This window comes from Streptomyces sp. NPDC014907, from assembly GCF_055562975.1.
Genome location: NZ_JBVHEG010000005.1, coordinates 262,329 through 276,030, shown reverse-complemented (window position 1 = coordinate 276,030; position 13,702 = coordinate 262,329). Strand labels below are relative to the sequence as shown.

Below are 13,702 nucleotides of genomic sequence, written 5' to 3'. Positions count from 1 at the left end.
GGCCCTCACCGGCCGGAACGGGCGGGTGCGGAACCGGCGTTCCGCCGTGCGGGCCCCTGCCCTCGTGTGCCCCCGGATCTGCCCTCCCGTCTCTTCCGGAAGGGCCCCCGCACACGGTGGACTTCACGAGGGAACGGTGGCGGACCACGCCGGGAGTCCCGGGAGCCCCGAGACAGGAGAACCGTGTACGCACGACGGGAAGCGGAGACGGACGGGACGAGCGGCGTCGCGCGGGCGCGGACGGAGCACCCCCGGGGGCAGGCCGCGCGGGTGAGGGCGTTGCAGCGGACCGCGGGGAACGCCGCCGTGGTCCAGATGCTGGGCTCGACCGGCGGGCGCGGCGTCGCCGGACTCGTGGCGAACGCCGGTGCCGCGGAGCGCGAGAGGCAGCTCAGCGCCACGTACGGAATCCGCGTCGGGCCGCCGGCGGACCGGCCGAACGACCACTTCAGCCACTCCATGCTCGACCGGATCGAAGCGATCCTGGCCGGCCTTCCGCCCCGGGACACCAGGGACAACCCGGAGTTGCGGGCCATCCAGCCCGCCGCACCCGAGACGGAGGGGGCGGCCAGCCTGTACGACCCGGACACCGGGGCCATCGACATGGTCAGTCCCTTCGGCATGCCCTCCTGGCTCTACACGGAACTGAACCGGCGCGGTTCCCTGCAGCGTTTCCTGATGGACAAGGGGGCGATGGAGGGCTACGAAGGGATCAGCGGGGCGGAGGACAAGGCCCTGGGCATCGCCGGGGAGAGGCGCCAGGTCATGGGCGGCGTCTCGGACGTGCTGGCCAACGGCAACCTGGTGAAGTGGACGCTGCGGCACGAGATCGGCCACTCCGTCGACCGCGACACGGGCTGGATGAGCAGCGGGACGTACCGTGAACCCCGCTTCGGGGGCTGGGAGGTCCACCACGACCCCACGCCGGTGGTGGAGACGGTCCTGGAAGCGGTGGGGCTCCCGGCCGGCCTGTCCGGCGGACGCGACTACCCCACGACGCTCGCCGAGGCCCTGGCGGAGGCGCTGAACCCGACGGTGGCGCGGAGGGACCCGCAGCGGCTGATGAGTGTCGCCGGCGACTTTCCGGGGCAGGGGGCCGAGTTCGAGAGGGATCTCGACCGCGTCGTGAAGTTCGGGCGTCTCGCCCTCGCGCAGCCGTGGACGCTCACGAACGGCGGCGGGGACCCCCTCACGATCGGGGGCCGGACGTACCACGTCGACCACTACGGGACGTGGGTCAGCTACCTGCGGGCCGAGCGGGAGCAGCACGCCGTCTCCAATTACCAGTTCTCCACGCCGGACGAGTGGTTCGCGGAGGCGTACGCGGCCTTCCACGACCCGAAGCCCGGCCCGCGCGCACGGCTCAACCCGGCGGCGGCGGCGTGGTTCGAGTCGCTCGCGACCCGTCCGCCCGGCACGGGGACGCCCACGCAGCAGGGCGCCGGGTGAAGCAAGGCGCGTGAAGCGGGGAGGGCGGGGCCCGTCTCCCTCCCCGGGGGAAGGAAGGGCTTCGCCCGCTTCGCCCTCGGTGACAACACACCCGAAGCGCCGCGCCACTTCCCGGACGCCGGGAGGCACCGGGCCGCCCGACCGGCACGGCGCCGCACCACGGCGCCGCCCGAGCGGTACCCCCGCCGCACGCCCGGTCGCCGGAACACCGAGAATCCGGGAGGGGCCCGCTGCACCTCTGTGTGCCGGCGGCCCCGCCCGGCGGATCCCGCGCCGGCTCGACGCCCTCCGTGGAGTTCTGCGGTCCCGCCGCCCGGAGCGGCACGGGCCACGGACGCCTCCGACAGCAGAAAGCGTGTTCTTCGATGACCACACAACCCCTACGCGCCGGACGCGGCGGTCCGCGGACCGCTTCCGTCGTGACCGGCCTGCCGTTCAAGCCCCAGCTCGTCAAAGCGGTGTTCGGGGACGTGACCGCGTTGCACGTCTCCCGGCCGGCCGCGTGGGCCGCCGCGTCGGTGACGCGGACCGTGCTGACGGAGATCATCGACGCCGCGAGGAGCGCGGCGGCCGAGGAGGCCAGGAAGAGGCTGATTCCCGAGGACCTCGTCTCGGCGATCGACCGGAACGCCGAGCTGGAGGTGGGGTCGGCGTGGTACCTGCACAGTCCGACCTTCCACGGCCTGATGGGCGAGGTGCGCGACGCCGACGGCGTGCTGGTGTCCCTTCGCGAGCGCCGCGGGGCGCGCACGCCGAGTGGTGTGGCCGGCGCCCACCGGTTCGAGGCCGGGATGAGGAGGCTGCTGGGGAGCCGGGGGGTGAGGGCGGTCCCGGCGATGGTCCGCGACCTGGACGGAATCGCGAGCGTGTTCCTGACGGCCCTGGCCCGGGACGCGGCCGTGGTCGTCCGTGAGGGCGGGGTCAAGCGGTTCGGGACGGCCGGCCTGGTGGTGCCGGGCGAGCCGGCCCCGGCCCCGCCGCTCAAGGACCCCCTCTTCGCCCTGTCCACCCGCCGCGGGGACGGGCGGACAGTCGGCGGGGACGACGTTCTGGCCGCCGTCACGATGCAGCTGTCCGGCGATCTCGGACGACGCGCCGTCACCGAGGCGGCCGAGACGACACGGAACATGTCGGCCGAGTCGACGAGGAGCATGCCGGCCCGCTGATCGGGCCCGTCCCCGCGCCCCCGCGGCGCCCTACGAGGGGCCGGCTCCCCCGGGGGTCGCGGGGCCGTGGGCCGGGAGGACGTGCAGCAGTCCGAGCAGGTGGAGGAAGGCTTCGGCCATGGGGGCTCCTTCCGTCTCCTGGCGTACGCGCGTCCAGTCGACCCGTTCGCGCAGTCCCCGTGCCACGGGCAGCAGGGCGCCGAAGTCGCAGTGGTGCTCGGAGAAGGCCAGCAGCCGGGAGACCATGAGGTCCGTCGGCGCGAGGACCGGCATGTGCACGGAGTCCACCGGGAGCGTCTGGGCCCGTTCGAGGAGCTCGGTCGTGACCGGTCGTCCCGCCAGGGAGAAGATGAGGTCGATCTCCTCCCCGCCCGAGCGGGCCTTCACCAGCCAGTCCTCCGGAGGATCGACGATCCGGACGCCGTGTTCCCGCAGGGCCTCGGTGACCGTCCCGGCGTCCTCCCGCCGCACCGCGAAGTCCGTGTCGTGCTGGAGCCGGACGGGGATGCCGTGCGCGTAGGCGGCGACGCCGCCGATCAGGGCGAAGGGGCACCCCGTCGTCTTCAGTACGGCTCCGACCTGCTTCGTCGTCTCCAGGATCGCCTGGGTGTGGTCGGGGGGCAGCGCGGCCGCGTCGCCCTCGTGGGCTCCCCGCGGTCCCGCGTCCACCGGTTCCGGGGCCACCGCTCCCGCGTCCACCGGTTCCGGGGCCTTCCGGGGCGCGGGGGAGCCGGAGCCCGGGGACGCGCCCTCCGGACCGGCGGGAGCGAGATCCGCCCCGGCGTCCGTCGGCCGGCGCGCGGCCGGTTCTTCCATGAGGTTCATCGCCTGCTCCTGTTCCTCGCCACTGGGCGCGACGGTCCTTCCCGAGGGGTGGAACCGCGTCTACCCGGAGAGGGGCCGGTCATACACCTCCGGTGACCACCCCTCCGGCGTGCGCGGGCGCCCCCGCCACCGGTGCGTACGTACAGGGCCGGGCGCCGTCCCGTACGGGCACCCCCTCCGTGACCGGCCGGTTCCCGGGCGCGCCGCAGCGGGACGGACGCGTCCGGGTCCGTCTGCCGGGCGCCGTACGGGGTAGGCGCGGGGACGGAGGAACACGATCGAGAGGAGGTCCGAGATGGGGAACCCCGACCAGCGGACGACCGGGGAACGGCGTCGGCTCACGGACGAGGAGTTCCGCGCACTGATGCGGGAGGCGAGAGCCGAAGCGCGCCGCCGCTCGCTGGGGGGACCGGTCGGGGCGGATTCCGACTTCGCCCTGCGCGCCCAGCACGCCGAGTTCGGGGCCGCCGCCCACTGACCGGCCCGTCACCGCGGCCCCACGCCCTCCGGCCCCGAGCCCTCCCGGCCCGGGGCCGCGGTGGGCCCCGGGGCCGGCCGTCCCCGGGCCGTCACGGCGCGCGGGGCCGAGAGGGAAAGGGCCCGGATCTCAGCCCCGCCGTGGCCCGGCGTCCGGGACGCGGCGCGAACAGGCCCTTCGCCCGGGATAAGGCCCCATCGGTCGGGTAGTCGCGTATCGGCCGTGTGACATTCCGGAGGGAGATGGACACCATGACCAGTCCGAGCAACCCCGACCCGGAGCCCCGGGACACACCCGGCGTCGACGCCGGTGGCGGCGTCGCACCGGGCGAGACGCCCCCGGCCGAGTCCGGAACGGGAACGGGAACCGGCCCCCACCGGCCCCTCCGGCGCGGATGGGCGGCCGGCCCGCTCGTCGCCCTGTGGATCCTGGTCGCCCTGTGCGCGTTGTTCTTCCTCGTGTACGCGATCACCCTGATGGTCGACTGAGCGGCCGGCCGCGCCCGGGACCGCCCGGGCACCTCGTACAGACAGCAGAACCGGAAAGGAACCGTCATGGACCGCAACGAGCCCGACACGGACGAGGCCCGCGGCGACGACGTCTACCAGCCCACCCATTCCGACGTGGACAACCGCCCCACCGACGAGCTCGATCCGGACAACGCGATCGTGACGGACCCGCTGGAGGACATGTCGGGCCCCGGCTACTCGCCCCCCGAGCGCCCGCGCGGGGTGGACCGCTTCGGCACCACCCAGCGGGAGCAGCAGGAGGGCGAGTCGCTGGACGACCGGCTCGCCCAGGAGGTCCCCGACGCGCGGCCCCCGGAGGGCGACAGCATCGGCGACCTCCCGGAGGGCGCGGGCGAACCCGTCGACGAGCAGGCCGGCGCCACCCGGGCGGGACGGCTCACCCCGGTCGAGACCCCGAGGGAGACGGGCAACCGCACGGTCGCCCGGGACGTCGGCCCGGACGACTGGGCCGCGCCGGCCGAAGAGGCGGCGATGCACGTGGACACCGGGGCGGACGCCACGGTGGACGAGCCGTAGGGACGCCCCGGGGACGGCGCGGCCGGGTCCGCCGCCGCCCCGTTCCGCACGCACCGAGGACGTCCCGCGTCCGCCCCGACCCCGGCGGACGCGGGACGTCCTCGCGTGCGGTGCGGTGCGGGGTGCGCAGGGGAGAGGGGACCGCGAGCGGGGCGCGGGGCCGGACGCGCGTCCGCCCGCCCACGGGGTGGACGGGCGGGGCGGCCGGCCGGTCAGGGGCGGCGCCAGTCGTCGGACGTCAGGTGCGAGCCGGCCATCGGGCCCATGCGGAGCATCCCGCCGTCCACCGCCCAGGACGCCCCGGTCACGTACGACGCCCCGGGGCTCGCGAGGAAGGCCACCACGGCGGCCACCTCGCGGGCGTCCCCCGGCCGGCCCAGGGGGACGCCGGGCCGGGACACGGACCGGACGTCCTCGTCCTCCTGGCCGGTCATCGGCGTGGCGATCTCGCCCGGCGCGACGGAGTTGACGGTGATGCCGTGCTCGCCCAGTTCCAGCGCCATCACCTGGGTGAGCAGTCCGAGACCGCCCTTGGCGGCGCAGTACGGTCCGGCGCCCACGCGGGGCTGGTGCTCGTGCACCGAGGTGATCTGCACGATCCGCCCGCCGCGGCCCCGCTCGACCATCCGCCGGGCGGCCCGCTGCGAGCACAGGAACGGCCCGGTCAGGTCGACGTCCACCACCTCCCGGAACCTTTCCAGACCGAGGTCCAGGAACGGTTCGGCCGTCCCCGTGCCGGCGTTGTTGACCAGCACGTCGACCCCGCCCAGGTCCTCCGCGAGGCGGTCCACCACGTCGGCCGCCTCCGGCAGCGCCGTCAGGTCGAGGCGGGCGACGACCGCCCGCCGTCCGTGCGCGCGGACCTCCTCGGCCGTGGCCTCCGCGCCCGCCTCGTCGGTGTGCCACGTGATCCCCACGTCGAGGCCCGCCTCCGCGAGCCGTACCGCCACGGCACGGCCGATCCCCGAGTCCGAACCGGTGACGATCGCCGTGCGCGGGTCGAAACCCCGGATGTCGGCCATGTGGTGCCTCCTGTCGTGCGTTCCCTCGATCCGGGCGCCCCGTTCCCCCCGGGGAACCGCGCCCTCCGGTGCTCCTGCCGCTACCCCTGTCGCGGTGGGCCATGCTCCGCCACCGCCACCGCCACCGCCACCGCCACCGCCGGTGACCCGCGCCCGCCCGCCCGCCCGCCGGCCGGCCGGCCGAAGACGACGGCGGGCGGACGAGTGGACTCCGCCGCACCGGGCAGGGGCCGGGTGCCGCTGTCCGGGCCTTTCCCCTCCTGCCCGGGCAGCGGTCCGGGCCGCCCCGCCTCCCGCACCGCCGGACGCCGGCCGTCAGCCCTCCACGCCGGTGGCGTCGTGCGCGGCGCCCACGGGCTTCGACTCCGGTGAGCCGCGCTGCCGCAGGTACACGGAGAGGACGGCCATCGAGGCCACGGCCAGCAGCTCCGACTGCCAGTTCTGCAGGGACCGGCTCCAGAAGTCCGCGGACCCCAGGTAGGAGCTCCAGGGAACGGGGGCCTGCAGCTGGCGCAGCCGCAGTTCGTTGGAGGCCGCGGAGCCCGCGATCGACTGCGCCAGCCAGGACAGCACGAAGAAGACGGCCATGGAGAGCCCCAGGGACCGCGAGTACAGGGCCTGCCGCCAACCCTCGGCGCCCGCCCACCGGGGCGAGTCCGCCCGCGCGTGGTCGCCCACGCGCTGGTCGCGCTCGCTCTCCCGGCCCACCCTGTCCAGGGGCTTGGACTCGGGCGAGCCGCGCTGGAGGAGGTACACCGTGCCGAAGATGTACAGGAAGAACTGCAGGAACTCGGACTGCCAGTTCTCGGTGACGTCGACGGCGAAGTCCGAGGACATCAGGTAGTCGCCGAAACCGATCTGCTGCAGCCCCTGGACGGCCAGCTGTTCGTTGAACTCGGCGCGCCCGGCCACGGCCTGCGCGGCGAGCACCACGAGGAAGGCCGCCCCGAAGCAGAGGCTGAGGCTGTTCGACCGCCAGAAGTCCCCGCGGCCCCGTCCGGCCGTCACCGGTGCATCAGCCCGATCGCGGTGAAGTAGCCGAGACCTCCCAGGACGGTCAGCACGCACGCGGCGAACATCGTCCTCACGGTCACGCCCCCTTCAGCGCGCAGCGGTAGGGCGAGTCGCCCTCCTCCGGCACGCAGCCGGCGGCGGTGACCCGCCACCCGTCGTCGAACTGCGACAGGAACAGCGTCTCGCCGTCCAACCGGAGCAGCGCCTGCCGGCCGTACACGTCCACGCTCCGCACGTCCTTCCCGCGCGGCAGTTCCCGCGCGGCCAGGGCCCGTTCGCACGGCTGCTCACCGTCCTCCTCCAGCTGCTCGCGGCTCTCCGGGGCGAGCAGTCCGCACGCCGTGCCGAAGGCGCCGGAGGCGAGGGACTCCTCGAACGAACGGGCCGCCCGGGAGGCCCCGTCCCGGCGGGCCTGCGACGCGCCGCACGCACCCAGCAGGAACACGGCCGCCGTCACGGCCGAAAGCACGCGCACCCTCATCCTGTTCCTCCGTCCGGTCCCCGCGGCCACGGTGCCGGGACTCGTTCCACCGTCCCCCAGCCGTCCCCCGCCGGGTCGCGACGGCGGGGGCGACGAGGCCGAATGCCGACGGACCTCACCTGTTCGAGTGCCCCCGCGCCCCCGGAAGAACCCGCCGCCGGTCCCGCCGCCACCGCCCGGCGGAAGCCCCGGAACCCGCTGTCAGTGGCACTGGCTAGTCTCCCCGCATACCGCAGTTCAGGGGCGTCGCCCCATGGTCCGGGCTGCGCGTTTTCCGACGGACAGGCGGAGGGGCACGGCCGATGGCGTGGCTTGCAGCGGACGAGGGGTACGAGATCACCCTCGAGGACGGGCGCGTGGTGGCACGACGCGCCGGGGGACGGCAGTTGAAGACCCTGCCGAAGGCATTGCGCGACCATCCCGGGGTCGACCGGCTGAGGCGGCTCGCCGAGTGGCTGGACCGGCACGCGGCCGCGTGCGTGGCCCAGGTGGACACCTGGATGGTGTCCTCGCTCCCCGTGCCCGCCGGGCTGATAGCCCGGGTGTGGCCGGACGAGGCCTGGCGGTCCGCCCTCCGCGACATGGCGGTGGTGGGCGACGACCCGGACGAGGTCGGCTTCCTGCGGGACGCCACCGCGGACGGCAAGCTGAAGGTGGTGGACCTCGACGGCGAGACCGTCCGCCTCTCCCCGCGCACCGTGACCCTCCCGCACCCCGTGCTCCTCCCCGACCTCGACGACGTGCGGGACTTCGCGGCCGAACTCGGCATCACCCAGCGGGTGGAGCAGATCCACCGGGCCACCTGGACCCGGCCGGCCGGGGCCCACCCGGAGACGGCGACGGAGGTGCGGGACTACGCGGGCGGCCGGTTCGCCTCGCGCTTCGGCCTCGCGGCCCGCGCGACCTCCCTCGGCTACCGGGTGTCCGGCGGCTACGCCACCTGCGGGGTCCGCGACGGCGGCCGCGCCACGGAGGCGTCGGTGTGGATCGGGGAGCCCTACTGGGACGGCGAGACGGAGACCGGCGGGCTCGGCTGGCACGACGAGGAGGGCCGCGCCGTACGGCTCGCCGAGGTCGGACCGGTGGCCTGGTCCGAGGGGATGCGCATGGCCGCGGCGCTGTACGCCGGCCGCACGATCGAGAAGGGTGGGGACGCGTGACCGGCACGACCGCTTCCGACAGGAACTCCTCCGGCACCGCGGGCGGCGCCCGCGACGCCGCGGAGCTGCTCAGGGCCGGAGCGGTGCTCCCGGCCGGCACCGGGGGAGCGGGGGCCTCGGCGGTCGAACTGACCGCCCGGACCTACCGCCACCCGGCCCTCGGGGACGACCGGGTCGTCGTCCGGCTGGCCGCGGCCGACCTCGGTCCCGCCGAGGACCTCGCCGCCGGCTTCCTCGGCCTCGAACCCCACGGGGAACCGGCCGTCGTGGGCCTCGGCCACCGCCGGGAACTGGGCTTCCCCGAATGGGTCCTGGTGCACCATCCCGAGGACGGCCACCACGCCCTCGCGGTCGTGCCGGAACTCGACCGCCTCGCCCGGCAGGCCAGGACCAAGCCCAAGGCCGCCCTCGACGCCTGCCACGAACTCGCCGGCCGGCTCGCCTCCGCCGTCCCGCACTTCCTGCCCGTCTTCTACGAGCAGGCGGCCCGGATCTTCCTCGGCGTCGACAACACCACCTACGCGGGGCAGCTGTTCGCCCGCGCCCGCACCAGCGAGGCCCAGCACGGCCTCGCCGTCGACGAGGACCGGCTCGACGCCGTCCTCCTCGAATTCGCCCTGGCCGGCGCGCTCCCGGTGAAGGTCCTGGCCGCCCACGGCAAGGACCTCGCCGCCCGCGTCGCGCCCGCGGAGGCGTACGAGCGCTTCCGGCGGCTGTGCGTGCGCAGGACCGCGGGCGGACTCGCCCCCTCCGCGCAGGCCACCGTGGAGCTGCGGCGCCTGGCCCGCGCCGCCGGCCTGTCCGCCGCCGAGGCCGAGCAGGACTACCTCACCGACCTCCTGCCGCTGCCGGCCACCCTGCGGGCGGCCGAAGGATGGTGGAAGACGCACCGGGCCGCGCTGACCGCCCTGGCGCGCCGCGTCCCGGCCGTACGCGGCACGCTCCTGGAGATGATGCCGTCGTCCGACGGCGGCGGGCTCGGCGAACTGTGGCTGGACCTCCTCGTCGAGTCCGGGGCGGACGCCGGACTGACCGACGCGGACGCGCCGCCGGAGGAACGCTGCGCCGACGGCGCGGCCGGCTGGCTGGAGCGCTTCCACACCGCCCGGCACCGGGGCTGGGGCAGCCGCCCCGCCCTGCCGGCCCTCCTCGCCCTGGTGAACCGGGCGGCCGGACGGCTGCGCGCCGACCTGGCGGCCCGCCCCGGCGACCGAGGCTCCCTGCGGATCGGCGTCGAGGACCCCGACCTCCTCGACCTGCTGCTCTCCCTGGAGATCCCGGTCGCCGACCCGGAGCCGGAGACCTCCCGGAGGAGCGGCGCCTCCCTCAACCTGTCGGACTGGGCGCGGGGCGACGAGCGCCGCGACCTGGCCGCGATCGCCGCCGACCCGCGCTTCCGCCCCGCCTTCCGGCGCGCCGCGAACGGCTGCGGCGGGGCCGTCGGAACCGACGTGATGCGCCGGCTCGCCGCCACCGCCGGCGGCCGTACGATGCTCGCCGAATGGATGCGCGACGTCGCCCGCGATTCGGTGGCGGCCGGACTGCCCGGACTGCCCGCGGCGACGGCACGCCTGTCGTGGCTGCCCGCCGAAGCCCTCGCGCTCGCGCCGGAGGAGGTCGCCGCCGCGGCCTCCGCCGACCTCGGCGCGGTCCTGGCCCGCACCCTGCGGGGCGGCCTGTGGGAGGAACTCCACTGGCCCGCGTGGGAGGAGGCGGTCGCGGACCTGGCACCCGGACGCGGCGACCCCGACGACCTCACCGTCGTCGAGGCCTGGCCCCACCTGATCGTCGCCAACGCCCACCGGGTGAGGGTCGTCGACGCGGACTCCACCGTCCTCACGCACGACCTGCGCGTGCCCGCCGGGCACTCCTCCCGCCGGTACGGCTTCCACTACACCGACGGAGCCCTGCTGGTCTTCTGGACCGGCTACGGCGACAGCCCGGTCCAGGGCTACTGGCACACCGCGCCCGACCACGTGTTCACCCTGGACGGCGACGTCACCTACTGGTCCGTCCGCTCCGGACACCTCAGCCTGCCGCTCCCCGGCGGCGGACGCACCACCGGCGGCGGAGTCCTGCACGCCGGCGACACGAAGCTGCCCCCGGAAACGCCGGTGCTCTCCGACGGCACCTCGTACTGGGTCTGGGAGAACGGCGGGGGACGCGACGACAGCGGCTGGACCGAGTACGACCCCGCCGAGGGCACCCGGGGCCGGCGCTCCCAGCCGGGTTTCCTCGCCGACGCGACCCGCTCCCACGGCCCCGGCGCCGAACTGGCCGCCTCCTCCTCGTGGCTGCGGCCCGCCCCCGCGGTGGACGGCTCGGCCCTGGGCACGCCCCGCGACGGCCTGCTGGGCTGGCGCGTCCTGCGCGTCCCCGGCGACGGCTGGCGCGCCGACGACACCGCGGGCCGCGGCGTCTCCCTCCCCGAGGGCTCCGAGATGCCCGTCGCCCTCCTGACCTTCCCCGGCGACGACCGGCCCAGGACGCTGACCCGCCAGTGGCGGACGCTGTCGCTCACCGACCCGGACGGCGTGATCACCACGACGTCCACCGGCGACCGGAACGACATGTACCGCACCGCCGCCGCGCCCCTGCCCCCGGTGTCCCACCTGTACGCCCTGCGCCCGCGCGACCCCCGGGGCTCGGCCGTGCTGCGCGCCGCCGACGCGGAGACGGCCGGCGCCCTGCTGAAGGCGGCCGTCCTCGCGGAGCGCGCGGCGGACGTCCCGGCACTGGTGACCGCCGCGTTCCCGGCGATCACCGCGCCCGAACTGGTCGCGGGCGTGGCGAAGACGGTGCGCTTCGCCGTGGCGCAGCAGAAGGCGCTGGACGCCGTGGCCGCGCGCCTCGACCCGGCGGCCGGGCCCGTGGAGGCCCGCGTCGAAGGCCCCTCCGACGAGGTCCTCGGCGAGGCACTCGGCGGACTCACCGCCTCCGGCTACTACGGCCGGAGCGCCGACACGGACGTGACCCACCGGTTCCTGGACGGACTGGAGGCGGCGCGGGCCGACACCTCCGCCACGGTCCCGCCCGGCAGGCTCCACTACGACCTGCCCTCCCTGCCGTACTCCCGGCTGTCCTTCGTCTCCCTCCTGGACCATCCGGCCCTGATCGCCTACCGGGCCGTCGCGCCCGGCACCGGCGCCGCGCACCGGGCCGCGCTGCTCGGCCTGCTCGGCCGGATGGACTCCCTGGGGCTGGCCTCGGCGGCGGGATCGGCCCGCCACTGGCGCCGGGTGACGCTCCACCTGGCCACCCCCCATCTGCACGCCCCCGACGGCCAGGAGCGTCCCGTCTCGCACGCCGCCGTCCTTCCGCTGGGCGGCGGAGCGGTCCTGGGAACCACCGGGAACGACAACGACGTTCCCGACGGGCGGGAGTTCGAGGCGCTGTTCCACGATCCCGACGGCCGGTTCGACGCCCCCGGCCCGTACACCCTGCGCGACACGGCACCGGTGGGCGACCGCGGGCGCGGCCCCGACTGGCTCACCGCCTTCCTGCGGGAGGCGGAGGCGCGGGCCGAAGCCCCCTTCTTCCCGGAAGCGGCCGAGGAGTTCAGCCGGCTCACCGGCGTCTCCGGAGCGCTGGCCCGGCTCGTCCTCGCCGGCATGCCGAACGTGGACGACTGGCAGAGCAACTTCCTGCCGGCGGAGCTGCGCGCCACCCTCGGCCTGAAGGCGGCCGAGGCCGGTCACGCCCGCGACGAGCTGCGCGCGCTCCCCCTGGAGATCCGGCGCGCCGTGGTGGCGGCGCTCCTGCCGGGCGACCCCGCGCGCCTGTGGAGCGAGGGCCCCGACACGGCGTCGGCGGCGGCCGTCTGGAACGCGCGCGTCGGACGGCGCGCCCGGGTCCCCGACCAGCTGCTCGGGGAGGCCGTCCGCGCGGTCCGCGGCGGCTGGCCCGTCCACCGGGCCCTCCCGACACTCCTCGACCCCGCGTCGTCGCCCGAACTCGGTGCCGACGTGGCCTGGCACATCTCCGGAGACCGGCCCGTGCCCGTGGAGCCGGCCGACCACCCGTTCACCGACGAGGTCCTGACCGGGGCGGTGCGCCTGACGGCCTGGCTGGCCCACCGGCTGCCCGCGGGCGACCCCGTGCGGGCGGCGCTGCCCGGCGCGCTCACCGCCGTACGGCAGCGCCTGGCCTCGCCCGGCCTCCTCCTGTCCGCCGGGTACTACACCAGCCTCACGGACTTCCGGAAGGCGGCGGGCGCCCCGACCGAGACGGCACCCGACCACGAGCGGTACGGCGCGGTCCTCATGGCCACGCACGACGACCGGCCCCGGCCGGCCCTGCGGACCGCCCTGCTGGACTCCACCGGCTCCGACCCGTACCTGGCGGCGCTGCGCGGCCCCGCCCAGGAACCGACCGGGATCGAGACGGCGCTGCGGCACGCGCACGACCCGGCGTTCGCACGGCTCCTCGCCGACCCGGGCGCGCCCGCGGCCGGCGGGACGGACCCGGAGGGCACCTGGTGGCCGCAGGACCCGTCCCGCTCGGTGCCCGGCCTGGTGGCGGAGGCCGCCACGGCCCACGGCCTGGGAGCCGACGCGGCGGCGCTGTACCTGATGCTGCTCGCCATGCCCGACCCCACCGACCGCAACACCGCCCGGTGGACGGGCTGGAAGCCGGCCCGCCTCAAGGCGGCCCGCGCCGAACTGGCCGCCACCGACCTGGTGGTACCGGCGGTACGGGCCAGGGCGGGACGGTCGCTGTTCCTGCCCGGCGCCTGGTCCGAGCAGCCGGCGCCGGTGCCGCCGGTCGAGCGGTGGAAGCTGCCGATGTACGGGCCGGTCGCGGACGACAGGCCGGCCCTGGGCGTCCTGGTGCCGCTCGAACCGGCCGCCGAACTGTTCGCCCGGGCCTGGCGGCGGGTCCTCGACGGCGACGTCCCCCGCTTCGAGGAACTGAAGGTCCGGCGCACCAGGCGCCGCCGCTGACCGGCCGCCGGCAGCGCCGGCGACAACGACAGGCCCGTGCCGCCCGCAGGGGCGGCGCGGCGGGAAAGCACGCCCGCCGCCCGCGACGACGGCGCGGCGCACCCCACCGGATGCGCCG

At 76.1% G+C, this 13,702-nt stretch carries 11 protein-coding genes; 7 read left to right on the top strand and 4 right to left on the bottom strand.

Annotation, left to right across the window (positions count from 1 at the left end):
- Positions 1–183 precede the first annotated feature (183 nt).
- Together ACZ3IL_RS16400 and ACZ3IL_RS16395 are read left to right on the top strand one after the other, a co-directional pair.
- A complete protein-coding gene (locus tag ACZ3IL_RS16400) occupies positions 184–1,449 on the top strand; it encodes a hypothetical protein (RefSeq protein WP_467390878.1) in 1,266 nt (421 codons plus the stop codon).
- A gap of 365 nt (positions 1,450–1,814) precedes the next feature.
- Entirely contained in the window at positions 1,815–2,615 is an 801-nt protein-coding gene (locus ACZ3IL_RS16395) for a hypothetical protein (protein ID WP_467390876.1), read from the top strand.
- A gap of 30 nt (positions 2,616–2,645) precedes the next feature.
- On the opposite strand, the gene ACZ3IL_RS16390 is transcribed toward ACZ3IL_RS16395, so the two are convergent.
- A complete protein-coding gene (locus ACZ3IL_RS16390; protein WP_467390874.1) occupies positions 2,646–3,440 on the bottom strand; it encodes a nucleotidyltransferase family protein in 795 nt (264 codons plus the stop codon).
- Positions 3,441–3,735: 295 nt separating this feature from the next.
- On the opposite strand from ACZ3IL_RS16390, the gene ACZ3IL_RS16385 reads away from it, so the two are divergent.
- The 3 genes from ACZ3IL_RS16385 to ACZ3IL_RS16375 all read left to right on the top strand — a co-directional run bounded on the left by ACZ3IL_RS16385 (position 3,736) and on the right by ACZ3IL_RS16375 (position 4,964).
- A complete protein-coding gene (locus tag ACZ3IL_RS16385) occupies positions 3,736–3,918 on the top strand; it encodes a hypothetical protein (RefSeq protein ID WP_467390872.1) in 183 nt (60 codons plus the stop codon).
- A gap of 251 nt (positions 3,919–4,169) precedes the next feature.
- The gene (locus ACZ3IL_RS16380; protein WP_467390870.1) at positions 4,170–4,406 is read left to right on the top strand and encodes a DUF6480 family protein; all 237 of its coding nucleotides are present in this window, start codon (positions 4,170–4,172) and stop codon (positions 4,404–4,406) included.
- 66 nt (positions 4,407–4,472) lie between these two features.
- On the top strand, positions 4,473–4,964 hold the full coding sequence (locus ACZ3IL_RS16375; protein ID WP_467390868.1) for a DUF5709 domain-containing protein: 492 nt from the start codon (positions 4,473–4,475) through the stop codon (positions 4,962–4,964).
- Between the two features lie 212 nt (positions 4,965–5,176).
- Here ACZ3IL_RS16375 and ACZ3IL_RS16370 read toward each other — a convergent pair whose 3' ends face one another.
- The 3 genes from ACZ3IL_RS16370 to ACZ3IL_RS16360 all read right to left on the bottom strand — a co-directional run bounded on the left by ACZ3IL_RS16370 (position 5,177) and on the right by ACZ3IL_RS16360 (position 7,475).
- Positions 5,177–5,986 carry an SDR family oxidoreductase gene (locus tag ACZ3IL_RS16370; RefSeq protein ID WP_467390866.1) on the bottom strand — a complete coding sequence of 270 codons (810 nt, stop codon included), beginning with the start codon at positions 5,984–5,986 and terminating at the stop codon, positions 5,177–5,179.
- A gap of 315 nt (positions 5,987–6,301) precedes the next feature.
- Entirely contained in the window at positions 6,302–6,994 is a 693-nt protein-coding gene (locus tag ACZ3IL_RS16365; protein WP_467390864.1) for a DUF6766 family protein, read from the bottom strand.
- Positions 6,995–7,076: 82 nt separating this feature from the next.
- Entirely contained in the window at positions 7,077–7,475 is a 399-nt protein-coding gene (locus tag ACZ3IL_RS16360) for a hypothetical protein (RefSeq protein WP_467390862.1), read from the bottom strand.
- A 308-nt stretch (positions 7,476–7,783) separates the two neighbouring features.
- On the opposite strand from ACZ3IL_RS16360, the gene ACZ3IL_RS16355 reads away from it, so the two are divergent.
- Both ACZ3IL_RS16355 and ACZ3IL_RS16350 read left to right on the top strand, forming a co-directional pair.
- A complete protein-coding gene (locus ACZ3IL_RS16355; protein ID WP_467390860.1) occupies positions 7,784–8,641 on the top strand; it encodes a DUF4132 domain-containing protein in 858 nt (285 codons plus the stop codon).
- Positions 8,638–13,584: a DNA-binding protein gene (locus ACZ3IL_RS16350; RefSeq protein ID WP_467390858.1), complete on the top strand. Its 4,947-nt coding sequence runs from the start codon at positions 8,638–8,640 to the stop codon at positions 13,582–13,584. The genes ACZ3IL_RS16355 and ACZ3IL_RS16350 overlap by 4 nt, the downstream gene beginning before the upstream one ends.
- The last annotated feature ends 118 nt before the right edge of the window (positions 13,585–13,702 follow it).